We start from the raw sequence: 22661 nt of genomic DNA, 5'->3' as shown, positions 1-22661 counted from the left end.
TTTGGTTTCACTGGTCGCGGTGAAGTCAATTTTGGAGAATCAACATGAAAGTAGTTGCAACATCCCGCACAGAGCAGGGTTCCGGAGCGAGCCGCCGCCTGCGTCGTGCTGGCCAGGTACCTGGCATTGTTTATGGCGCAAATCAGGAAGCTCAGGCTGTGTCAATTGAACACAACCCCCTGTGGCACGCGCTGCAAAAGGAAAAATTCCACTCCAGCATTCTGGATCTGGAAATTGATGGCAAGTCACAGCAAGTGTTGCTGCGCGACTACCAGTCACACCCTTACAAGGCGCAGTTGCTGCACATCGATTTTCAGCGCATCGACAGCAACCAGAAGATCCACATGAACGTGCCTTTGCACTTCTCTGGCCATCTGGAAAGCCCAGCCGTGAAGCTGTACGCTGGCCTGGTTACTTTTGTAGCCAACCAGATTGAAATCGAATGTTTGCCCAAAGACCTGCCAGAATTCATCGCCGTAGATTGCAGCGTATTGGATGTTACCAAGCGCTCTATCCACGTGACTGAATTGCAGTTCCCTGAAGGCGTAAGCATTCCCAACCACGGCCAGCAAGACCTGTCAGTTGTTAGCGTGAAAATCAAGGCTGGCGCTGCAAAGGCTGGCGACGAGTAAGTCGCTGTCGCAAGTTAGTCTTCAGAAAAGCCGCTGCGCCCTGGTTCAGCGGCTTTTTTTATGGGCACAATGAATGCCTCCATCACAATCAACCACAGCACTTGAATTGAACAACACACATTCCACCGACGAACGTACGCTGGGCGAGCAAATCAGGCTTGTCATTGAACAACTGCCGGCCAGCACGGTAAGCCTGGGTGAAATTCTGGAACTGGTCGGCCGCGAAGGCATGCTGCTGCTGGTGGCGTTTCTTACCTTGGTATTCATGGTGCCTGTTTCAATTCCCGGGGTTAGCACCATTTTTGGTGCGGCCATTTTGCTGATCGGCATCAGCCGGATTTTTGACCGCACACTGTGGTTGCCCAAACGCTTCAAAGAACGCGCCCTGCCCGCCGACAAACTGCGCAATGCCCTTGAAAAAGGTTTGGTGTGGATTCCTCGACTTGAAAAAATCAGCCGACCACATCGCATGGCCTGGCTTGCGCAAGGCCGCATGATGAACATCATCAATGATGGTGCCTTGATATTGGGCGCCGTGTTGCTGATGGCCCCGTTCGGCTTCATCCCTTTCAGCAACACTGTGCCCGGCATTGCCTTGCTGTTTCTGGCTGTGGGCCTTATTCAACGCGACGGTGCTGCGGTGTTGCTGGGCCACTTGGCCAATGTGGCCTCTATTGTGTATTTCGGTGTGCTGATTGGTGGTGGGGGCATGATGATTCAAAACATGCTGCAAAACTAGCTTGCCCAGCTCAGTTGCCAAACTAAGCCACCGGCACTTCCGTTTTGTCCACCACCCGGCGCAACACAAAACTGGTATGCACACCGCTTACCCCCTTGATGCGGGTAATTTTATTCAGTAACAAATTCTGGTAACCATCCATGTCGGCCACGATCACCTTCAACTGGTAGTCGGCCTGCTGCCCGGTAATCAACAAACATTCCAGCACTTCGGCAATGGCGGCAATCGCCCCTTCAAAACTGGCGAAGCGCTCGGGCGTGTGTTGATCCATTGAAATATAAATCAGTGCCATCAGGCTAAAGCCCAGTTTTTTGGCATCCACCAAGGCCCGGTAACCAGTAATCAGCCCCGCTTCTTCCAGCGCTTTCACGCGGCGCAAACACGGCGAAGGCGACAGCCCAATTGCATCGGCCAGGTCTTGGTTGCTGATTCGCCCATCGGCCTGCAACAGGGTCAAAATTCGCTTGTCATAGCGGTCAAGTTCTTGCATATCGATTTTAATACCCATTAATTCAATTTATACGCAATTATCTGCCAATTAATTCAAATATCAAAGCAATAAACGCAATCATATTTCGCGGTAAAGCACCTACACTGTTCTTCATCGATTCACGTTTCAGGCCAAAGCAGCATGTTGAAGAACCCCGCCAGCAAATATCGCCCCGCTTACAAAGTGGACCTGCCCGACAGAACATGGCCCAACAAGGCCATCGAGAATGCGCCAATCTGGTTAAGCACCGACTTGCGCGACGGCAACCAGGCGATTTTTGAGCCCATGAGCATGGCCACCAAACTGGACTTCTTCAAGGAATTGGTGCGCATTGGTTTCAAGGAAATCGAGGTCGGCTTTCCCGCCGCCTCACAGATCGACTTCGACGTGGTTAGGCATTTGATCGACAACGATTTGATTCCGCAAGACGTCACCCCCATGGTCATGACCCAGGCTCGTGATGATCTCATCGAGCGAACAGTGGAATCGGTGATTGGTGCCAAAAGCGCCATCGTCCACATCTACAACTCCACCGCACCCGTGTGGAGAAATACGGTGTTCCGCATGACAGTGCCTGAAGTCATCGACATGGTGAAAAAGCGGGTGCAAAAGGTGAAAGAACTGACCGACGCAAACCCCGAAACACAATGGGTTTTGCAGTATTCGCCCGAGTGTTTCAACATGACGGAACTGGACGTGGCCTTGCAGGCCTGCAACGCCGCCATTGAAGCGTGGGAAGCCGGGCCTGGCAGAAAAATCATCATCAACCTGCCCACCACTGTGGAGTGGAGCACGCCCAATGTATTTGCCGACCAAATTGAATGGATGAACCGGCGCCTTGCGCGGCGCGAGCATGTGGTGCTTTCCGTGCACCCGCACAACGACCGTGGCACCGGCGTGGCCACCGCTGAACTGGCGATGATGGCGGGCGCACAACGCGTGGAAGGCTGCTTGCTTGGCAACGGCGAACGCTGCGGCACCGTGGCCATTGTGACGCTGGCCTTGAACATGTACACCCAAGGTGTGCACCCAAACCTTGACTTTTCCGACATCAATGCCGTGGCCCGTGTTGTGGAAAGTTGCACGCAACTGCCCATTCACCCCCGCCACCCTTATGTGGGCGATTTGGTGTACACGGCGTTTTCCGGTTCGCACCAGGATGCGATTAAAAAAGGCTTCGACATTCAACAACCCGATGCCGTTTGGGAAGTACCGTATTTGCCAATCGACCCGGTCGATGTTGGCCGCACTTACGACAGCGTGATCCGCGTGAACAGCCAGTCAGGCAAAGGCGGCATCGCCTACATTCTGGAACGCGAACATGGTGTGGTAATGCCACGCCGCATGCAGGTTGAATTTTCAAGTGTGGTGCAAAAGGTTAGCGACAGCACGGCAGCCGAAATGACCTCGTCCGCCTTGTGGGCCTTGTTTGAACAAACCTATTTGCAAAATGATGAAAGCCAGCCGCGCTACATCAGCCACAAAGTATTCGATGCCGAGGGTGGGCAAGGCATTGAAATTACAGTGCAGCAACACGGCGAAACCGCACGGATTGAAGGCGTGGGCAACGGCCCGCTGGACGCCGCCGTGCAAGCCCTTGGTGTACCCATGGACATTGTGGGGTTCGAGGAACGCAGCGTGGGCCAAGGCGCGAAATCAAAAGCCATGGCCATGATCGAGGTGAGCGTACCGAATGTGCCCGGCAGCAAGTTTGGCGTGGGCTTTCACGACAACATCACCACCGCCAGCTTGATGGCGCTGATCAGTGCGTGGCGAAGGGTTGAAGCCACAGCCCCTTCAAAAGCTGCAGCCTAGATCAAATAATCAGCGAGATTGTTTGGAAACCACCGGCGTATCGGTGAAAATACAGCCTTGTGATTCACAGGGCTGTATTTCTTCATGTCCAGCAACACCCCCATCAAGTTGATCGTCGGCCTTGGCAACCCAGGCCCCCAGTACGCAGACACCCGCCACAACGCAGGGGTTTGGTACCTAGAAGCACTTGCGCGCAAACACAATGTATTTTTGCAAAGCGACAAACGTTTTTTTGGCGACATGGCGCGCATCAAGTTTGCAGGGGAAGACGTTTGGCTGCTGTTTCCCACCACCTTCATGAACAGGTCTGGGCAAGCAGTGGGCGCCTTGGCAAAATTCTTCAAAATAAACCCGGAAGAAATTCTGGTGGCGCACGATGAGCTTGACTTGTTGCCAGGTCAGATCAAAATGAAAAAAGGTGGCGGGCTTGCAGGGCACAATGGTTTGAAAGACATGCATGCCCACTTGGGCAGCAGTGAATTCTGGCGTGCGCGCATTGGCATTGGCCACCCCCGCAGCCTGAACCTGCAACAGGGTGTAGCAGATTTTGTGTTGCACCGCCCCAGCAGCGAACAACAGCAGGTGATCGACAAATCAATCGACGTGCTACTTAAAAACACCGAGTTGATTTTGAAAGGGCAAATTGGGCAAGCCACCACGCACATTCACACGGAGTGCGCATGAAAAGCAGCATACAAATCATTCTGGGCGACCGCGCCAAGGCGCACATTGCCAACAAGGGCTTGCAGCCCGAAGACATTTGCGCCATACCTGCGGCAGCCGGTGGCCCGAAGGGTTTGATTTTGCAGGGGCTTGACCAGTACTTGTTCAACGACTGGCTGGGTGCGGACCATTTGCAAACCCGCGCCGAAAAAGGCGTGAAACCTTTGCAACTAATCGGTGCATCCATTGGCGCGTGGCGCATGGCAGCCGCAGCCAGCAACAACCCGGCAGCCACCTTGAAGCGCCTTGCCCAGCAATATGTTGAAACGCAAGATTACAGCAAGGGCGTGGACCGCCATGAAATAAGCCGCGTGTGCCACGCCATGGTGCAGGCTGTGGTTTCTGAGCAAGCGCAGCACATGGTGAAACCAGTGGGCAAAGAACTGCTGGTGTGGGTCAACAAAGGGCTTACCCCTTTGCACCATGCGCAACAACTGCGCGCGCGCAAGCGCGGCTTTGCCAGTGCCGTGCTGGCCAACAGCATGAACCGCAACAAACTGTCCGCCTACTTCGAGCGCTGGGTGTTTCAAAGCCCAGGCGCGCACACCGATTGGTTAAAACAACCCTTTGACCGCATTCCAACCCACATTGAAGATCTGGATGCGCTGAACATTCACGATGCATTGCTGGCAAGCGGCAGCATTCCGTTTGTGCTGAACCCGGTGTACAAAATTGCCAGGGCTTTGTCTGAAAACCACCCTGAAGTGAAATACCATGAAGGCCCTTTCTGGGATGGCGGGCTGACCGACTACCACCTGGCTCTGCCCTACAATCGCCTGGAAGGTTTGGTGCTGTACCCGCACTTTGCCCCCACCGTAACACCCGGCTGGCTAGACAAGTTTTTGAAAGTGCGCAAAGCCAAACCCGAGTGGATGAGCAATGTGATTCTGGTGTGTCCGTCACCAGAATTTGTGAAGCGCCTGCCCGCGAAAAAAATTCCAGACCGCGGCGACTTCAAACGCTACAACTTTGACCATCGCATTCGCATACCGCTGTGGCAAGCTGCAATTCGTGAAAGCGAGCGCATGGCAGACGATTTTCAGCAGTGGCTCGCCGACGTGAATCGCTAGGCGCGGTACAATTCACCCCATTCAATTAAGCACTTAGCGAATTCTCATGACCCTCAAATGCGGCATCGTTGGCCTTCCCAACGTCGGTAAATCCACCCTGTTCAACGCGCTGACCAAAGCAGGCATTCCTGCGGAAAACTATCCCTTCTGCACCATCGAACCCAATGTGGGTGTTGTTGAAGTACCCGATGAACGCCTGCAGAAACTGGCTGGCATTGTGAAGCCCGAACGCATTTTGTCCGCCACAGTCGAATTTGTGGACATCGCCGGCCTGGTGGCTGGGGCATCCAAAGGCGAAGGCTTGGGCAACCAGTTTCTGGCGCACATCCGCGAAACCGATGCCATCGTGAACGTGGTTCGCTGTTTCGAAGACGACAACGTAATCCACGTGAACGGCAAGGTGGACCCGCTTTCAGACATTGAAACCATTGAAACCGAGTTGTGTCTTGCCGACATGGGCACCGTGGAAAAAGCGATACACCGGTTTGCCAAACAGGCACGCGCCAACGACAAGGAAGCCGCCAAGGTGCTGGCCATTTTGCAGCGCTGCGAAACCCAGTTAAACGAGGCCAAACCAGTGCGCGCATTGGGCCTGGATGAAGAAGAACTGTTTGCCATCAAAAGCTTCGGCCTGATCACCGCCAAGCCCGCCATGTACGTGGCCAACGTGGCCGAAAACGGATTTGAAAACAACCCTTTCGTTGAACGCCTTCAGGAATATGCCGCCAAACAGAACGCGCCCGTTGTGGCTGTGTGTGCTGCCATTGAGGCTGAAATTGCTGACCTGGACGACGCCGACAAAATGGAATTTCTGGCGGACATGGGCATGACTGAGCCTGGCTTAAGCCGCGTGATCCGCGCCGGCTTCAAACTGCTGGGATTGCAAACCTACTTCACTGCAGGCGTGAAGGAAGTACGCGCCTGGACCATTCACATTGGCGACACAGCCCCCAAAGCTGCGGGTGTTATTCACACGGATTTTGAACGCGGCTTCATTCGTGCCCAAACCATTGCGTATGAAGACTACATCCAGTTCAAAGGTGAAAACGGCGCCAAAGAAGCTGGGAAAATGCGGGCTGAAGGCAAAGAATATGTGGTGAAAGACGGCGATGTGCTGAACTTCCTGTTTAATGTTTAAGCAACTTAAAACGCCACAAACACCACTCGCCTGTTTTCGCCATTGTCAGGCCGGGCTGGATTCAACAGTTGTGCCTCACCTTTACCAATTGTGAAAAGGCGGGTGGCGGGTACCTTCAGTTGAGTGACCAGCGCCTGTTTGACCGATGCCGCCCGTCTTTTTGAAAGCTCAAGGTTGTAGCCTTCCTTACCCTTGGCATCGGTGTGCCCTTCAATGGTGAATTTTTGCCCCTCCAGTTCAGCAGATTGCATCGCCTTGGATACCCGCATCAACACGGGCCAAGCCTCGGGCTTGATTTGATCGGAATCAAACTCAAACTCAATCATGTCGAGGCTGGCTTTGGACAGGTTCACCTGAACTGGCCTTTCGGGCAAATCCAGCCCACTTTCCTCTAGCGGCTCTCCGTGCTGTGCAAGTTGCAAGCGGTCCTCGTCACTAAGAAGCGAAAGGTCCAGCGAACGGGTTTTTGTTCGAGCCACAGGTTGGTGGGGGGACAACGCCTTGATCAACTCTTCCACGGTGGGAACCCTGCCCGAAAATACGGTGGTATCGCTCGTGACCGAATCAGCACGCGCATGGGAAACAATCCCGATTGCGGCAATTCCGTACAATGTAGCGACGATATATTTAACGATCATGACTTCTCCATTGATTTAAAGGCATCGCCCTCGCTGGTCAACAGTGAAACAAAACTCACCGACCAGATTGTTACTTTCCCAAGGTGTTTGGGCACCACCGGTGGCCTTCAACACATCGACCCGAATTCGCTTGAACATTTGCTCTACATGCAAACCAGGTGTTTGAATGTGCCTGCTCAAAGCCTGTGCGTAGGGGCTGACAGCGTCCTTGCCATCGAAGGCCAGCTCACCAGGCGCGGTGGAATAGGCAATCAAGGTTCCCGTTGGTGCAATTTGTGCAGCCAATCCTCCCGGTTTCTCAATCAGTGAGCGCTTCTTTGTGCCACCCAGTCTGCCCAGACCGGGATCAATTGATTTGGGTATCGGATAGGCACGGCAGGCATCAACCATTAAAACATTGACGCCTGTCCTGTAACCGCCAAGGCGCTGCATCAAATCGTCGACCGACACTGATTTCGGGGAGATGTCATGTTCAGAATTGACCACGGCATCCACCGGAATCAAATAATTTTTTCCGTGATACTGCAATCCATGACCAGCGAAAAAAAACACACGAACATCTGCATCCCGACCCAGTCGCCAAAAGTCCTCCATGCCAACAATCATTTCCCGCTGGTTTTTATTCTCAAGCAGCTTGACCTGATAACCCAGGCTTTGCAGGGAGCTCGCTATCAATCGTGCATCTTGTGTGGCATTTCGCAAAGGAGCCGACGCGTATTTCGAATTACCAATCACCAAGGCAACTTTGCGCTCGCCAGCAGTTGTTTTTCCCGTTACCGGGAACAGAATGAACACCACCAGCCAGCATTTGAAAACCACACTGTTAAACATCTTCATGGTTACTGCCTTTCATATCAATGTGGGTATTGGATTGATGACGCCGACTCAACCACATCCAGTGTGCTGAACAGGTCAGGTGCACCTTCCATGGTGCGCCGAGGAACTTTGACGGTGTACTCTCCCATGTGGGTTGGCCCAGCCACAATAGAAATATTGCTCTGTATCAAGGCCAGTCGAATTTGCTGCTCGCCAACTCCGGGTTTGAATCCGATCTGGAAATAAGCATAATCCCTGTCTTCAGCGAACACGCCACAGCTTCTGAAGTCAGAAAATTGTGCGGGCGTTTCCGGCTGGCCAATGTACCCCACCAGCACTGCGCTGCCTGCTGCAAAAACAACCAGCGACGTGGCAAATGACCCCACACGCACAGGTGTGGACAACCAGCGCACACAATGCTTGTACGCACTTTGAAACCATGCGAACAAATGTGGCCTGTTCATTTGTCTTTTAATATCCGACCAGCCCAAATCAGCAGGTGCCTGTAACTGGGCATGTTCTTCATCAAGAACCACTTGCTGCATCAGGGTGTGATGCCAGCGCAAATGCTCATACAACTCGGGATTTCCACTCAGGGTCAAGTGCATCCAGCGTTGTTCTTCTGTATCCAGCGTGCCGCTCACAAAAAAGGGCAACTGTTCTGCGAATCGCCTTAAATCAAGTTCATTGCCCGTCATAGCAAACCCTTCAGTTTATTAACACAACTTTTCAGCTTCTGCCTGGCATGAAAAAGCCGTGTCTTGATCGTGCCATCCGGCACCCCAGTAACTTCTGAAGCCTGCGCCACCGTAAGCTGATCAAAGTAGACCAAAGTCAACGCCTCCCGATGCTGCGTACCCAGTTTGTCCATACAAAGTCTTACTCCTTGCCCAAGGTCTTGCTGCATGCGCTCCTGTTCGCAATCATCACAACTGCCCAACAAAGACTGCCAATCGCCCATGTCCTCAAGGTAATCACCCTGGTGGCGCCGCTCCTTGTCCAGCCTGTCCAGCAATTTGTTGTGCGCAATACCCAGCACCCACACTTCGGGCTTGGATCGACCGCCAAAAGTGCCAGCTGAACGCCACACAGCAAGCATGGTGTCCACAACCACTTCCTTGGCCATCTCCTCGCAATGCAGATGGTTTTTCACAAAGGTAAAAATCCGCCTGGAAAAAGCAGCATAGAAGCGCTGGAAAGCCGCTTCATCTCGCAACGCGATGCGCTGAATCAAATGTGCAACAGATTCGCTGGGAGTCATGATTCGGTCAGCGTGAAAAATTGTGGATCAGTTGGATACAGCAGGTAAGTAGGCAATGAAGTATTTCCGGTTCAAAGAATTTAATGGCCAAGAATCTGCCAATTGCGCATTTCCGACGTGGCAATCAGTTGGGGGGTTTGTTGTCCAATGGTTTGGTCTCGCAGTTGCGCAACCAGGGGCACCGCTTGGTCAAACCAGCTTTGCACTGTCAGCGCCCGTCCGCTGGCGGATGTTTGCTCAAGCCCCTGAAGCAGGCCATGCGTAAACAAGCCACGCCCGGCAAGCGCATATTCTTGGGAATCCTCGTCTTTGGCCGAGGCCAACAACATTGGAAACAGCGACGACACTGAGCGCTTGATCAGCGATGCCGGGTTAAGACGACCCTCAATTCCCTGCGCATGGCAGGTATCCACAATCAAAATTCGGCGACCCGCCGTGTTGCGCAACGCTTCGAAAAACACCTCCCACGAAATCAAACCCTTTCGTGCCACACGGGAATCCGGATTCAGATCGGTCAAACTTTTCAGGTCAGCCACCGAGACATCCGCAGGCACGAAGTAATAATTTTTGTGCACATCTTGCACCGCGTGAGAAGCAAGAAAAATCATCACCGTGTCTTGTGCCCTGGCCTGTAACAGGAATTTCAAGGCATCCTCGATATTGGCTTTGGTGGGGCCCTTCTCGGCCTGATCCGCAAGCAGCCGAACATGCACTTGCCGGTAATTCGATTCGCCAAACTGCCGCATGGCGTGCGCAAACTGCGATGCATCACTGGCCGCAAAATCGAGTTGGTGCGCATCCGACAAGTTCTTGAACCCACTGACGCCAACAGCAAACACGTACAAATTGCCTTGGTCCGATTCGCGACGCGTTGAACCGGGACTTTTATGGGGCAAGGATACTGTGGTTTGGGCAAGCCCCAGTGAATGATCGGTCATTGCCTCCACCCGCAATTCGTTGAATCGGTGGGTCAGCACAATCTCAATTTCGCGCTCAAACGTCCCTCTGTCGAGCCAACCCAAAGCTCTTTCATCAGGTGCCGTCACGGGAATCTGATTGACGAAAACAATGACATCATTGGGCTTTGGCCCCAATGTTTCGCCCTTGATCCTCATGGTGAGAACCCATTCTCCCGAGCTGCGTTGAACAAGGCGATTGGTTTGAATCGTGACCCGTGGCGGCAGCACATTTTGCAAAACAAGATTTTTTGAAACAGAATTCTCATCCAGCAAGGTTCGCTGCACCTGCTCGGGTTTGTACAATGTGCGCTCAAATTGAGCGGCCAAAAAGAAGTCGGGCGCATTGTCCATTCCGCGGTTCATGTGCCAACCAAGGAATTGATCACCAGACGGTGAAGCCATGTACAAGCCGTTTGGTCGCCAGGCGATCCAGTCATCCCTGTTTGAATGCTGAAAATATGCCAGCTGTTCTTGCCCGGTGGCAGTTGAGAACCAGCGAATGGTTCCGTCTGAAAGCGCGGCCACAGCCCACTTTCCATCCTCGCTTAAATTAACCGCCCAGGCCACGGCCGACAATCTTGCAACCCACCGGGGGTTTCCTTGTCTGTCAAGGTGCCGCAAGGCCCAACTGGTGCCCAGCAACAAAGCGCCTCCATCAGCAGACCATGCATGGCTTTCAACACGCTCAAACGCCTCCAGCTGCAATGCCTGCTGGTTCAATGTGGGCTTGTAACGATCGGTCAAATCAAGCTGCTCGCCAGGCACATTTTGCCGTGCAGTCACTAGCCTGATACTGCGTTGTGCTACAGGCTTTTTTGTCTCGAGTCGCCCATTGGACACATCAAACAGCAAAGGGTCAAACAGTTCGCCAGCCCCGTTGTCCGCAGTGAATTGAACGCGTTGTGCGTCGGCAGACAAGGCGAGAAACTTCGAAGTATCCTGAAAATTCAACACCGATGATCGGGCTGAATATTCGATCTTCCCGGCCTTGTTCATTACATGCAAGGCGGGCTCTTCAGTTAACAAAACGAGTCGATCATTTTTCCAGCGCACAATGCCATTGATCTTTGAATATGCAACTGAATAACTTTGCGTGTCGCTGATTTTAATGGAATCTTGTAACCCCTGCTCAACCTGGAAACACGCTGTTTTAACCAGCTTTAATTTTAAGGCCTCGCCCGCAACACACAGTCTGTCTACCGATTCTTCACCGCGCCTCTCGCCCGGCAACCATTCCAGTGAATTGATGTTTTTGCCCAAGGTTAGGTGACCAGCCTTAACCTTCAAATTGAGCTGCAAGGTGTTTGCATCAAGCAAATGAACTTCAGCATGCTCAAAGTAGCCCACAGCAAGCAAGCGATTGTCTGGCGAATACCTAAGGGTCAAGGGTGTGCCCTGCGGATCGGGTTTGATTCGCCCGAGCAAGGTGTAATCTGCCCCATACAACCGAATGAATTTATCCAGGCTGGTTACTGCAAGCTGACCCTCCTTGTTCAACACAATGTCCCGAACGTCGGCACCATATTCAGTGTCTTTGAACAACACCTTTTGGGTACGAACATCTACGACGCGCAAACCGGCATTGCCCATCAAGCCAATCGCCAGGTAATTTGAAGACCCCAGAAACCGAAGTGCCGAAACCCCTTGCGGCAAATTTTTGATGCGACCCAAAAATGCGCCACTTTGCGCATCAATCAAATACACCGATGCGGTGCGTTCTTTATCCCAGCCGGTCCACCCCGCTGCAGCAATCACAGTGCCATCGGCAGACAATGCCAACCCAAACAACTGACCTTCATGACCTGAAGACATTGGCACACGAAATACCTTGAGTGCTTTCAGTTCAGGCAGCTGCCAAACCCGTACAGTTTTGTCATCGGCGGCGGTGTACAGCAAATCACGAGATTGATCGACCTCTGCCCGCCGAATCAGGCTGGTGTGCTGTGCAACCTCAATTCGGGGAAAAGGGCTTGTGAGGACTGACCCTGGCTTTGCCAAAACACCGCCTGAAAAACAGAAGCTGATGAATAAAACCCAAAACAAAGCCAGAACCTTCATTGGTCAGAAACGCTTTGGGAATTTGACACAACCCGAACAACACCACCGGGCAACTCGACCAGCCCCACGCCTTCACTCACTTTTGCAATGGCGGCAGACGAAGTGGCCAACAGCGCTTGATGAAGTTCAGATGACATGGCAACACCCACCAGGGTGTCTGGCTCAACATCAAGCAGCTGAAACCCGGCCACCCGTTCAAAATCGTCTGCAGACAAGGCCAAAAACACCAAGCCTTCATTCAACTGTTGATCAATCAGGTAGAACGCCTTGCCTTGCGTTTGCTGAAGTTTCAAATACACAGTGGGATCGGCAAGCGGCTGGGCCGTGTTTTCGATATCTCCAGAATTCGAAGCCAACAAGCTGCTCAATGAAACTTGCCCGGCAGAATCCACGCCGCTGGTTGTTGATGAGGCGATTGAATCGGCCGCACTGGCCGCTTCAGTTTGCTGGGGCAAGGGCAACGCTTTCACCGCCAGCGATTGCGCTGGCAACGCGGCTGAAGATGATACGGCAGCGAGGGTAGCCACTGGCGCAGCGGTAACGCCAGGCGCTGAAGTAACTGCAGTTGCTGCCACTGGCACAACCGCCCGGGGAGCAATTCGGGCTGCTGGTGCAGGTGTGGCGCGGGGGGCACTGCGCGCAGGTGCCCGGGGCGCGCGCGGAGTGCGCACCTGAGATGGAGATACCTCGCTAATGGATATTGGCTGGAGCCCCGACGGAAGTGCTGTACTAGGCGTAACTTTACCGCCAGCTTCGGTCGCGTTATTTAAGTCAATCGGATTGGAGGCCGCAGCCGCAGCGTTACCTCGAACAATTTCACGCAACCTGTCCAGTGGTACAGTCTGCGCTTGTGCGACACCGACCAAGGCAACACACGCAATACCAAACATCAGCTGTTGATAAATTTTATTCATTTGATTCTCGATTGGTTGAATTTGAAGAAATGTTTTTTGACTCAAGGGCGGTAACAACACGTATCCCCCCATCCAATAAATGTTCAAGCCCCGCTGGCAATTCAATTTGGGTAATGCGCTGAAACTCTTGAACGGGTACCGAGAAAAAAACAAAGCCCTCACGGCGGCGATCATCAATCAAATAAACCGGATTTCCCTGAATGTGCTGAAATTTCAGGAATACCAAATTGGCTGCATCCGTGCTGCTGCCTTCTGCGTTGCCTGCTTTGTTTGCCGCCAACAAACCACTAAGCGCCGACTGGTCAGTGGACCGCGAGACCGCTTTTGCCGGCACCCCGGGCGTTTCAAGTGTGGATGGTGGCGCGCCGCCACTCAAAGGAGGCATAACCACTGAACCGGTATGCGCTACCGCCTGACCCAGCAAACCCGTGAAGCAAACACCCATGCAAACAAAACGCCCAAGCCATTTCATGTTTATCCCGATTTTTTTAATTACCGCCAAGCACAGTCCAGCGCAGCACTTGTACATCCGCTTCTTCAGATTCAAACATTGAAAATGCCCGCTGAATGTCTGCCATGTTCTCAACGTATTGCATTGGCAAAAGCGGCTTTGTTTTTAATGCCAGCGGAAAACTACTGGCCAATTGTTTGGGTGACGCCGCACACAACAAAGTTTCAACACCAGGTCGGTTCAGGGTGATTAAAAAGTTTTTCTCAAGGGTTTGGTCGGGAATTACAATGGCCTTGTTGCCCGCCACAGGCTGGAGGTTCTGAAACATATTGGGATAAACCTGCGACACCACACCGGCTGAATCCTCGTAATAACAGTACACATAAGCGCGCTGGGTGGTGCTGAAAGTCCAGTTCAATGCCTCGCCCGGGTAATACACCCTGTCGTCCTTGTTCAAACGAACAATCAATTCAGGCCTGGATTTACCGTGGGGCTTTCCAGCAACTGGCCAACCAATTTGCGTTAAATTTCCGGCCTCATCAAATGCCACCAGCTTTTTCATAAACCGGGCATAGGTCTCAAAATTGACACGGCTCGTCTCAATCAAATTCTCGTCTGTCTGATAGGCCAGAATTGACTTCTCAAGCGCAAGGCTTGGTTTGCCATCTTGTGGTCCGCCAAAGTAGCCCTGTCGGTTCAAACTGTTCTGAAAAAAAAGCACTCGCTGTTCTGCAGTCATTTTTTCCCACCATGCCAGCATTTGCGCCGTGTATTCCGGGTGATTTGAATCAAGTGCCAAACACTGCCAATAGGGCAATTGTGCCCACTTACCAATCAACTCGATCATGCCCAGGTCAACCAATGAACGCACTGCTGGTCCAACGCCTTGAGACACCTCGGCACCCAAATTAAACTGCACCCCTGTTTTGTTGATTCGTCCACCAGCATCCATGCCCATGCCAGCATTGGCCACCACAATTTCATTGGCCGATGCAATGCCCTGAATCAGGGTTCGAGTTGCGAAGTCACCCAGGTGCAGGTCCATGCCAAACACGCTGGAATTCTTGTCACGGCTCATGCCAAAATCAAACAAAGGTGTGGCCAGCCCAGCCCCTTGTCTCTCGCTCCTGATGTTTTGGTCCATAAAGCTAATAGATCCGGACACATAAATTCTGGGCATTTGCAACTGCACATAGCCTTTACTCATGGCCCAATTGGTCATGCCCTGCACCGAGTCCTGGGAAAGCTGGTTCAACTCAAAGTCCACAAATCGAAAAGCGTTGCTGGTTCGGGACATGGCGTGCAAAGCGGTGACCACCATGTCTTTCGTACCAACAAACAAACGCCCCGAAGCATCGGGAATCGCCTTGCTGGTCACCAAGGTGGGGCCACGTCCTGAATCAGCCAGAAGCTTGTCCATGCAGGCCAGCGCCTCGTTGAAATTGGACACAGACCGCACTGGTGCAACCACAGGCTTGTTGCGGGTGTAAGCCGATTCGTAAAAATCGATGTCGTTCCGGGGGTTGACCGCGCAACCCGACACCGCCATCAAGGCCAACACGCCCAACCCACACAATCGCTTTCGAACTTTGTTCATGTTTGTTCAGTTACACACATTGATTACGCTACCCGTTACCACCACCATCTGCGGTGTTTGGCGCGGGCCATACTTTGGCGCATCGTTAACAGGCTGGCTAGGCTGCCCCACCTGCGTCACACAGCTTTTTTGCCCTGGCTTGTTGCCACTTTCAGTCCGGGCAATTTGCTGGGCCTGCCCAAAGGTGGTCCAGCGTTTGGCCTGAATATTTGTGACGGTGGCCGCATCCCGGGGGCTCATTTCACGCCGGGGCGTGGGGTCCTCCTGTTTGGCCTGGGCAGTAACACAGCACAGAAGCCCCAAGACAAGGCAAAACAATTTACTCATGAAAAATCTCCGAAAAAAAAGCGTGTGGCCATCGGGCAGAATCCTTCCGACCACATCAAGGATCAAAGACTGCGATTGGAAGACAGGTTTTGCATCGCCTTGGACTTGCTGCCAATTGCAATGTTGGTAACAGCACCTTCCACCTCGGTAACCTGCTTGTTGTCACCGCCAATAGACACACTTCCCACATTCGACGACAGGTTTTGCTCGGCCTCGGTTTCAGACCCAATGGCAATGTTGGTCACAGCGCCATCGACACGGGTTTGCTGATCGTTCTTGCCCTTGATCGTGATTTCCGCAGACGCAGTGCCTGCAATTGCAAAAGACATCAACAAGGCAACTACACAAGACATGGACTTCAACATCATGATTTCTCCAAAATTAAAAACGTTCGCTTTTTTATAAACATGAAAGCGGGCCGAACGCATACCCACTAATTTCCGATTTCTATCGTTGAGCTTTGACCGTAAGCGGCAATATTCACAACACCACCACCCACAAAAGCGGACTGCGCGTTGCCACCCACGCCGCCAGACCGCGCAGCCACCAACACAGAAGCCTTGGCAGCGACAGCCGCCAAATTCACAATGCCGCCTGTAACCACTGCGCTTTGGGTGTTTGCACCATTCACCGCGCCACCCACCGACGCAACACGTACATCGGCGATTGCACCGGCTGCGGCCAGGTTCACAATGGCACCCCGCATCACGGCCAGTTGCACATTGCTGCCCCGAACATTGTTCCCCACAGAAGCCAGCTGGGTATCAGCGGTCGCCACCAGCGCTGCGCCATTCACCACAGCACCCTTCACATCTGCAATTTGCAGGTTCGACCCTTTTGAATTCCCACCCACGCTGGCAATTTGCACCGTAGACTTCGCAGCCAGCGCCGCAGCATTCACCACCGCACCACTCACATTTGCAATCTGCAAATTGTTGCCACTGACGTCGCCCCCCACGCTTGCCATCTGCACACTGGCTTTGGCCACCAATGCCGAACCATTGACCAACACACCTTTGAATGAGCTAAGCTGAATGTTGCTGCCCCGCACCTTGCGTGTTGAAGACAGCGTGATTGTCGAGTGGCTTCCGGTGCCCACAGCACCGTTGATTACCACCCCGCTTATAAATGCAGACTGGATTGAGCTTCCTTGCTGCAAACCGGTACCACTCGACATGCTAGACCCCGCCTCGCCGCCCATCAGGGCAACATTGACTGAGGCACCGCGAATGGATGTGCGTTGCTGAACCTCCGCAAGGGCCGCACCTGGCAGGCATGCCAGCACCGCGATCAGGACAATCCGCTTCCAGTCTTGCCGAGTGTGAACAGCCATGTTGTTTGCCTTCAAAGTTAATCAGTGAAAGGTAAGTCGGCGGTGTCTGGAATCCCGTTCAAATTATTTTTGAATTTCGACAGTACTTCCGGATGTGGTACGGTATCGCTTTGCAATTGGCACGTTTACTCCCATGTACCGAGCGTTAACAGGTGGTGCAGCCATCGTGCTGCTACTTGCAGTGGTCTTGATCCTGACCCACGGCGTTGTGGTTCCCCGCTTCATCTGGGAACCCCGCCTTCAAAGCATCCAAAATCAATACCCCGACCAGCGCATCGATGTAAAACGCGTGGTACTTGCGCTTTCCCTGAAGCCACAACTGATCATTTCTGAAATTGAAATCGACGACCCCACCCGCAAGGAAAACGTTCAACTGGCCTTGCTACGCTTGGGCATGAACGCAGTGGAATCGGTGAAGCAGGGCCGCCTGCTGGTTGATTCAATCACCCTGAAAGGCCTGGCGGTTCAATCTGAAAAACAGGTCGATTGCAGTAGCCACACACTGGGTTGCTCACCTGTGTTGCCGGTGGCTTTGGCCGCGCGTGGCTGGCAAAGCACCCAAGTGGCAAACCCCGGGTTTTTCACGCCGCAAATTGCGTTGAAAAAACTGAACATTGAACAGGCCACATTTTCTGTCAGCAATCCCCAAACGCAACAGCTGTTAACAGGTCAACTGGAACAACTCAAATTTGAACTGGGCAATTCAGCTGACGCAAGCCAGCTAAGCCTGGGCTGGCGGCTTGGCGCCAAGGCACCTGAAGTGGACAATCAACTGTACATATCGATGAGCGCCCAGCCGGAGCAACTGCCGGGTGGTGCCTTGAAACTGAACAAGATCAAACTGGACATTGACGGCCAGTGGGGCGGTTTTCCCTGGACCGGCACTGCCGAACAAGACCAACTGGTGCTGGCCATTGAACAAACCAACAATGGCGAAGGTGCGCCTTTTGTGAAGATCAACGGCGAGAACCTTCGCACCTATGTGCGCCGCGACGACCTGCCTGAAACCCATCAGGCCGCATTTTCGATGCAGCGACTTGAAGGTGGATTGCCAGCACAAGACTGGGTACTGAACAAGGCCGAATGGACCTACACGCATGAAGACGCACAAGCCTGGACTTTCAAGGTGAACTACCGGGCCTCAGAGGGCTTGCTGGAAATTTCGCCTGATGCCATTGAGGGCAGCGAAGGCATTCCGGCACAGGGGCAGGTTCGTGAAATGAATTGCGATCCGGATGAAACCCTGATTCGGGAAGACAAGCCTTATTGGACGTGGCAGGAAGGCTGGTTCAGGGTGCTAAACAACTATCCGCAAGGCAGGTTCGGTTTGGTGTTGTGTCCCGTTCAACAACCTTCGGTGGGGGGTGCTTTCACGGGAACCGGTGCGTCACCAGCAGGCAAATAAGGCGTTTTGTCCGGGTGCAGCTTGAAGAACTTGCCCAGCAATTGCTTCTGGGTGTCAGGGTGGGCCGGGTCTTTGGGAATGCATTCAACCGGGCACACCACCACGCATTGTGGTTCGTCGAAATGCCCCACGCACTCGGTGCATTTGCCGGGGTCTATTTCGTAAATTTCTTCACCCATGCTGATCGCACCGTTGGGGCACTCGGGCTCGCACACGTCGCAATTGATGCATTCATCGGTGATGATTAAAGCCATAACTCTTTCTACTTGTTGATCACCTGGGGCGGTGTCAAACCAAGTTTCTCGTTCAACCAGTGTTCAACGGACGGAAACACAAACTTGCTGACATCGCCGCCCAGCGAAGCAATTTCCCGCACAATGGTGCCGGAAATAAACTGGTACTGGTCCGATGGTGTCAGGAACATGGTTTCCACATCGGGCAACAAATAGCGGTTCATGCCCGCCATTTGAAACTCGTACTCAAAATCGCTGACGGCGCGCAGACCGCGAATAATCACATTGGCGTTGTTGTCGCGCACAAAATCTTTCAACAAACCGCGAAAACCCCTCACTTCCACGTTGGGGTAATGGCTAAGCACCTCGCGGGCAATTTGCACGCGCTCGTCCATGGAGAAAAACGGCTTCTTGTTGGGGCTGTCGGCCACACCAACCACCAGTTTGTCGAATATTTTCGCGCCGCGGCGAACCAAATCTTCGTGGCCACGGGTTAGCGGGTCAAATGTTCCGGGATACACAGCAATGCGCATCGCTGATCTCCATGTGAAGGGTTTCTTTAGCGTGATAAATGCACCATCCCCGCTTTGTATCACAGAGCAGGCAGGGCGAACAAATGCGCATGCACTTGACCCGCTTTTAAATGCCTCAAAACCTCAATTTCCCTAACATTCAACGCCTTGCACAGTGCCGCTTCGTCAGAAAACAGGTTTTCATGCCATTCAGCGTACACCAAGCCACCGGGTTTTAGCACCGGTTTAATCAACGGCAGGGTGGCCTGCATCAATTCGCTTCTGAAAGGTGGGTCAAGCGCAACAAGGTCAAAACCTGCCCCGGCCGTGGCAAAACGCTTAAGACTTGCCAGTACGTTGCCAGAATCCACCACCAGCACGGGTTTGGGCGCAGTGGTGTCGGTCCACTTGGAAAGCAGGTACGCCCTGTTGTCCAGAAGCTGGGCCACTACTTTGCGGTTCTGTTCAACCATGACCACCCTGCCCGCCCCGCGGGAAGCGGCCTCAAAACCCAAAGCGCCAGTGCCTGCGTACAAATCCAGCACGTCCATGCCGGTGCAATCCTGGCCCAGCCAGTTGAATACGGTCTCGCGCACGCGGTCGGGCGTGGGCCGTAGCCCTTCCACGGGCGCAACAGGCAACTGGTGCCTGCGCCACACGCCACCAATTATTCGTAACTTGTTCAACGTGTTTCACTCAACCTTGCCGCCAACCACCACGGTCACCAGCTTGTCGGCATTCACGTGTTTGGCAAACGCCGCACGGGCGCTTTGCACGGTCACCTTGTCAATCCCGGCAGTCCAGGTGTCAAGGTAATCCAGCGGCATGTTGTACAGGCCCATCATCGAAATATTGGAAATCAGCTTGCTATTGCTGTCGATCCGCAGAGGAAAGCCACCAATCAGGTTTTGTTTGGCTGCATTCAACTCGGCCTGCGTGGGGCCTTTCTCGATGAATTCCAGAATGGTTTTGCGCATAATGCTGACCGCCTCGGCTGTCGATTCCTTCTTGGTTTGCACGCCCGCCTGGAAAGGGCCCGCATCGCCAGAAGGCATGAAATAGGAATAAGCACTGTACGCCAGCCCGCGCTTCTCGCGAATTTCGTCCATCAAACGCGACACAAAACCACCACCACCCAGCACATGGTTGGCCACCAGCAAATCAAAATAATCAGGTGCACCACGGCGCATGGCGGGCAGCCCCATCAACACGTGGCTTTGCGCGGCGGGGTGGTCTATTTGAATGGTTTGGCCTTTCATGGCCGCCTGCAATTCTTCAAAACCGGTGCCACCCAGCGGGCTGCCTTCCAGTTCGCCCTTGGGCAAACTGGCTGTTAATTCATTGGCAAGCGTCTCGGCCTGTTCACGGGTAATGTTGCCCACCAGCGAAACCACCGCCTTGTTGCCCAAGTAGCGGGTTTTGTAGAACTGCTGCACATCGGCCAGGGCAATATTGTTCAGGCTGGCTTGCGTGGTGTGCGTGCCATAGGGGTGGTTCGGGTACAGGGCCGTGGCAAATGCGCGGTCGGCCAGGGTGTCCGGTTTGGTCAGCGATTCCTTCAATGACGCAACCGAACGCGCATTTTCACGCGCCAGAATATCGGCATTGAACACAGGCTTTTGCAGCACGGTTTTCATCAGCGCAATGGCCTTTGAAAATTCAGGCTCGGAAGTCAGCGTGCGCAACTGCACACCCGCGGAATCGGTGCTTGCGCCCCCGGAAAACTGGGCACCCGTGTCAGCAAACCCATCGGCAATTTCATTCTCAGAAAGACCTTCCGCACCACGGCCAATCATGTCGCCCGTGGCGCTGGCCAGCCCTTCCTTGCCCTTGGGGTCGGCGCGGCTGCCCGCCGGAAAATCAACGCGAACATCCAGCATGGGCAAGGCTTCTGCGCGCATGAACATCACTTTCGCACCACTGGCGGCAGTCCAGGTTTCAATGGGCAACGCCGCACTTGCAGGCGCAGCGAATACGGCCGCTGCGGTCGCACCCGCAGCAAACAGGCCACGGATAAATACTTTGTTTTTGCTACTCAACATGGTTTTACTTCCTGCTTGGTAACTCATTAATGACTCAAGCCCTTGGGCGGCGCGTCTTTTTTGTTCGGGTCAATCGGCAAGGGGTACAGGGTGCCCACCGTCAACTGGTCTTGATCAAAAAAGGTTTGCGCGGCGTACTGCACTTCTGCTGCCGTCACGGTTTTGATCTGCTCGATCATCCGGTCAATGTCCGCCACCTCAAGGCCAATCATCAGGTTCTGGCCAATTTCCATGGCCTGCCCAAACACGGAATCGCGCTTGTACACCTGGCTGGCAATCAGTTGCGCTTTCACGCGCGCCAGTTCGGCTTCGCTAACACCTTCGTCGGCCACTTCCTTCACTTGTGCCAGCAAGGCTTTCTCAAGGCTTTCCACGGTTTGGCCCGCAGCCGGCGTGCCGTCCAGGTAAAAAAGCGAAGGGCCACGGCCTGTCATGTCGTAACTGGCACCCGCCTGCAACGCCACTTTCTGGTTTTGTACCAGTTCGCGGTTCAGGCGCGCACCGGAATAACCGTCCAGCACGGCACTTAACACGGCCAGGGAATAAGCATCGCGGTCTTTCAGCACGTCGTTCAATTTGGGCACCTTGAAACCCATAATCAGATACGGGTTCTCGGCCGGCGCTTTCACCTGCACGCGGCGTATGCCCTCCTGCTTGGGTTCCACCTGCGGCTTGCGCTCTTCAAGCGTCTTGGGCTTGACCTTGCCGTATGTTTTGTCGGCCATGGTTTTCACTTGCGCGGGCTGCACATCGCCCACCACCACCAGCACCGCATTTTGCGGGGTGTACCAGGTGTCGTACCACTTGCGGGCGTCCTTGTAGGTCATGGCTTCAAGGTCGCTCATCCAGCCAATCACCGGCATGCGCGTGGGGTTGGCCTGAAAGGCTGTGGCCATGAAGGCCTCATACAGCTTTCCTTGGGCCTGATCGTCGGTGCGGTAGCGTCGTTCTTCCTTCACCACCTGGATTTCTTTTTTGAATTCCGTTTCGCTGAGCACCAAATTTGCCATGCGGTCGGCTTCCAGCGCCATCACCTTGTTCAGGTCTTTGGCCTGAAGCTGCTGAAAATACGCGGTGTAATCGCGGCTGGTGAATGCATTGTCGCGCCCACCCAAGGCCGCCACAGTTTTGGAAAATTCGCCAACAGCCAAACGCCTGGTGCCTTTGAACATCATGTGTTCCAGCACGTGCGCCACGCCGGTGGTGCCGTTGTACTCGTCCATCGAGCCGGCTTTGTACCACACCATGTGCGCCACAGTGGGCGAACGGTGGTCTTCTTTCACCACCACCCGCAGGCCGTTGTTCAGTTTGTACTCGGTAATATCGCCGTCGGCCGCGTGGGCCAAAGGCAGCACGCTTGAAGCCAGCAGCAACACGCCACCCGCAAGTGCTGCGAAACATCGATTCAGTTGAAAACCAGTTTTTATCATTCAAGACACCTTTTACAGCAAACGTCCGTTTTAAGCTCAATGGTAGAATAAGTCATTCAACATCTCGCTGTGTGACAG

Annotated in this window: 25 protein-coding genes; 8 read left to right on the top strand and 17 right to left on the bottom strand. The window is 53.6% G+C overall.

Going from position 1 to position 22661, the window contains the following annotated elements; genetic code table 11:
- Positions 1 to 44 precede the first annotated feature (44 nt).
- Together V7028_RS01245 and V7028_RS01240 are read left to right on the top strand one after the other, a co-directional pair.
- Positions 45 to 632 carry a 50S ribosomal protein L25/general stress protein Ctc gene (locus V7028_RS01245; RefSeq protein WP_334118290.1) on the top strand — a complete coding sequence of 196 codons (588 nt, stop codon included), beginning with the start codon at positions 45 to 47 and terminating at the stop codon, positions 630 to 632.
- A 73-nt stretch (positions 633 to 705) separates the two neighbouring features.
- Positions 706 to 1371 carry an exopolysaccharide biosynthesis protein gene (locus V7028_RS01240; protein WP_334118289.1) on the top strand — a complete coding sequence of 222 codons (666 nt, stop codon included), beginning with the start codon at positions 706 to 708 and terminating at the stop codon, positions 1369 to 1371.
- Between the two features lie 22 nt (positions 1372 to 1393).
- Here V7028_RS01240 and V7028_RS01235 read toward each other — a convergent pair whose 3' ends face one another.
- Positions 1394 to 1861, bottom strand: a complete 468-nt coding sequence (locus V7028_RS01235) for an Lrp/AsnC family transcriptional regulator (protein ID WP_334118288.1) — start codon at positions 1859 to 1861, stop codon at positions 1394 to 1396.
- 141 nt (positions 1862 to 2002) lie between these two features.
- Between V7028_RS01235 and leuA the strand changes: the two genes are divergently transcribed.
- The 4 genes from leuA to ychF all read left to right on the top strand — a co-directional run bounded on the left by leuA (position 2003) and on the right by ychF (position 6607).
- Complete coding sequence (gene leuA, locus V7028_RS01230; protein WP_334118287.1) at positions 2003 to 3676, top strand: 2-isopropylmalate synthase; 1674 nt, start codon at positions 2003 to 2005, stop codon at positions 3674 to 3676.
- An 84-nt stretch (positions 3677 to 3760) separates the two neighbouring features.
- Positions 3761 to 4360, top strand: a complete 600-nt coding sequence (gene pth / locus V7028_RS01225) for an aminoacyl-tRNA hydrolase (protein ID WP_334118286.1) — start codon at positions 3761 to 3763, stop codon at positions 4358 to 4360.
- Entirely contained in the window at positions 4357 to 5469 is a 1113-nt protein-coding gene (locus V7028_RS01220) for a patatin-like phospholipase family protein (protein WP_334118285.1), read from the top strand. Before pth ends, V7028_RS01220 begins: the two co-directional genes overlap by 4 nt.
- Before the next feature lie 46 nt (positions 5470 to 5515).
- A complete protein-coding gene (gene ychF, locus V7028_RS01215; RefSeq protein WP_334118284.1) occupies positions 5516 to 6607 on the top strand; it encodes a redox-regulated ATPase YchF in 1092 nt (363 codons plus the stop codon).
- 5 nt (positions 6608 to 6612) lie between these two features.
- Here ychF and V7028_RS01210 read toward each other — a convergent pair whose 3' ends face one another.
- The 6 genes from V7028_RS01210 to V7028_RS01185 form a co-directional block, all read right to left on the bottom strand.
- A complete protein-coding gene (locus tag V7028_RS01210) occupies positions 6613 to 7245 on the bottom strand; it encodes an OmpA family protein (RefSeq protein WP_334118283.1) in 633 nt (210 codons plus the stop codon).
- 15 nt (positions 7246 to 7260) lie between these two features.
- The gene (locus V7028_RS01205) at positions 7261 to 8082 is read right to left on the bottom strand and encodes a caspase family protein (RefSeq protein WP_334118282.1); all 822 of its coding nucleotides are present in this window, start codon (positions 8080 to 8082) and stop codon (positions 7261 to 7263) included.
- 17 nt (positions 8083 to 8099) lie between these two features.
- Positions 8100 to 8759, bottom strand: a complete 660-nt coding sequence (locus V7028_RS01200) for a hypothetical protein (protein ID WP_334118281.1) — start codon at positions 8757 to 8759, stop codon at positions 8100 to 8102.
- On the bottom strand, positions 8756 to 9322 hold the full coding sequence (locus V7028_RS01195; RefSeq protein ID WP_334118280.1) for an RNA polymerase sigma factor: 567 nt from the start codon (positions 9320 to 9322) through the stop codon (positions 8756 to 8758). Before V7028_RS01195 ends, V7028_RS01200 begins: the two co-directional genes overlap by 4 nt.
- 80 nt (positions 9323 to 9402) lie before the next feature.
- Positions 9403 to 12279, bottom strand: coding sequence for a hypothetical protein (locus tag V7028_RS01190; RefSeq protein ID WP_334118279.1), 2877 nt, complete (start codon positions 12277 to 12279; stop codon positions 9403 to 9405).
- A 56-nt stretch (positions 12280 to 12335) separates the two neighbouring features.
- The gene (locus V7028_RS01185) at positions 12336 to 12632 is read right to left on the bottom strand and encodes a hypothetical protein (RefSeq protein ID WP_334118278.1); all 297 of its coding nucleotides are present in this window, start codon (positions 12630 to 12632) and stop codon (positions 12336 to 12338) included.
- Between the two features lie 31 nt (positions 12633 to 12663).
- Between V7028_RS01185 and V7028_RS01180 the strand changes: the two genes are divergently transcribed.
- Positions 12664 to 13014, top strand: a complete 351-nt coding sequence (locus V7028_RS01180; RefSeq protein ID WP_334118277.1) for a hypothetical protein — start codon at positions 12664 to 12666, stop codon at positions 13012 to 13014.
- A gap of 231 nt (positions 13015 to 13245) precedes the next feature.
- On the opposite strand, the gene V7028_RS01175 is transcribed toward V7028_RS01180, so the two are convergent.
- The 5 genes from V7028_RS01175 to V7028_RS01155 all read right to left on the bottom strand — a co-directional run bounded on the left by V7028_RS01175 (position 13246) and on the right by V7028_RS01155 (position 16961).
- Positions 13246 to 13725: a hypothetical protein gene (locus V7028_RS01175; RefSeq protein WP_334118276.1), complete on the bottom strand. Its 480-nt coding sequence runs from the start codon at positions 13723 to 13725 to the stop codon at positions 13246 to 13248.
- Between the two features lie 16 nt (positions 13726 to 13741).
- A complete protein-coding gene (locus V7028_RS01170; protein ID WP_334118275.1) occupies positions 13742 to 15301 on the bottom strand; it encodes a DUF4384 domain-containing protein in 1560 nt (519 codons plus the stop codon).
- 6 nt (positions 15302 to 15307) lie between these two features.
- Complete coding sequence (locus V7028_RS01165; RefSeq protein WP_334118274.1) at positions 15308 to 15628, bottom strand: hypothetical protein; 321 nt, start codon at positions 15626 to 15628, stop codon at positions 15308 to 15310.
- A 62-nt stretch (positions 15629 to 15690) separates the two neighbouring features.
- On the bottom strand, positions 15691 to 15996 hold the full coding sequence (locus V7028_RS01160; RefSeq protein WP_334118273.1) for a hypothetical protein: 306 nt from the start codon (positions 15994 to 15996) through the stop codon (positions 15691 to 15693).
- A gap of 65 nt (positions 15997 to 16061) precedes the next feature.
- Positions 16062 to 16961 carry a hypothetical protein gene (locus tag V7028_RS01155; protein ID WP_334118272.1) on the bottom strand — a complete coding sequence of 300 codons (900 nt, stop codon included), beginning with the start codon at positions 16959 to 16961 and terminating at the stop codon, positions 16062 to 16064.
- Positions 16962 to 17094: 133 nt separating this feature from the next.
- Here V7028_RS01155 and V7028_RS01150 point away from each other — a divergent pair, with 133 nt between their 5' ends.
- The gene (locus V7028_RS01150) at positions 17095 to 18366 is read left to right on the top strand and encodes a hypothetical protein (RefSeq protein ID WP_334118271.1); all 1272 of its coding nucleotides are present in this window, start codon (positions 17095 to 17097) and stop codon (positions 18364 to 18366) included.
- Here the strand turns inward: V7028_RS01150 and V7028_RS01145 are convergent.
- The 5 genes from V7028_RS01145 to V7028_RS01125 are packed head-to-tail and all read right to left on the bottom strand — an operon-like array spanning position 18306 to position 22583.
- Entirely contained in the window at positions 18306 to 18620 is a 315-nt protein-coding gene (locus V7028_RS01145; RefSeq protein WP_334118270.1) for a YfhL family 4Fe-4S dicluster ferredoxin, read from the bottom strand. The genes V7028_RS01150 and V7028_RS01145 overlap by 61 nt on opposite strands.
- A gap of 8 nt (positions 18621 to 18628) precedes the next feature.
- Positions 18629 to 19132, bottom strand: a complete 504-nt coding sequence (gene coaD, locus V7028_RS01140; RefSeq protein ID WP_334118269.1) for a pantetheine-phosphate adenylyltransferase — start codon at positions 19130 to 19132, stop codon at positions 18629 to 18631.
- A 59-nt stretch (positions 19133 to 19191) separates the two neighbouring features.
- On the bottom strand, positions 19192 to 19797 hold the full coding sequence (gene rsmD / locus V7028_RS01135; RefSeq protein ID WP_334118268.1) for a 16S rRNA (guanine(966)-N(2))-methyltransferase RsmD: 606 nt from the start codon (positions 19795 to 19797) through the stop codon (positions 19192 to 19194).
- A 6-nt stretch (positions 19798 to 19803) separates the two neighbouring features.
- Positions 19804 to 21153, bottom strand: coding sequence for a M16 family metallopeptidase (locus tag V7028_RS01130; protein WP_334118267.1), 1350 nt, complete (start codon positions 21151 to 21153; stop codon positions 19804 to 19806).
- A 26-nt stretch (positions 21154 to 21179) separates the two neighbouring features.
- Positions 21180 to 22583 carry a M16 family metallopeptidase gene (locus tag V7028_RS01125; RefSeq protein WP_334118266.1) on the bottom strand — a complete coding sequence of 468 codons (1404 nt, stop codon included), beginning with the start codon at positions 22581 to 22583 and terminating at the stop codon, positions 21180 to 21182.
- Between the last annotated feature and the right edge of the window lie 78 nt (positions 22584 to 22661).

The sequence above is a fragment of the Limnobacter sp. genome (assembly GCF_036846585.1).
Taxonomy (GTDB): Bacteria; Pseudomonadota; Gammaproteobacteria; order Burkholderiales; family Burkholderiaceae_B; genus Limnobacter.
The sequence above is the reverse complement of the archived record's forward strand: the minus strand, read 5'-3'. Positions and strand labels throughout refer to the sequence as shown.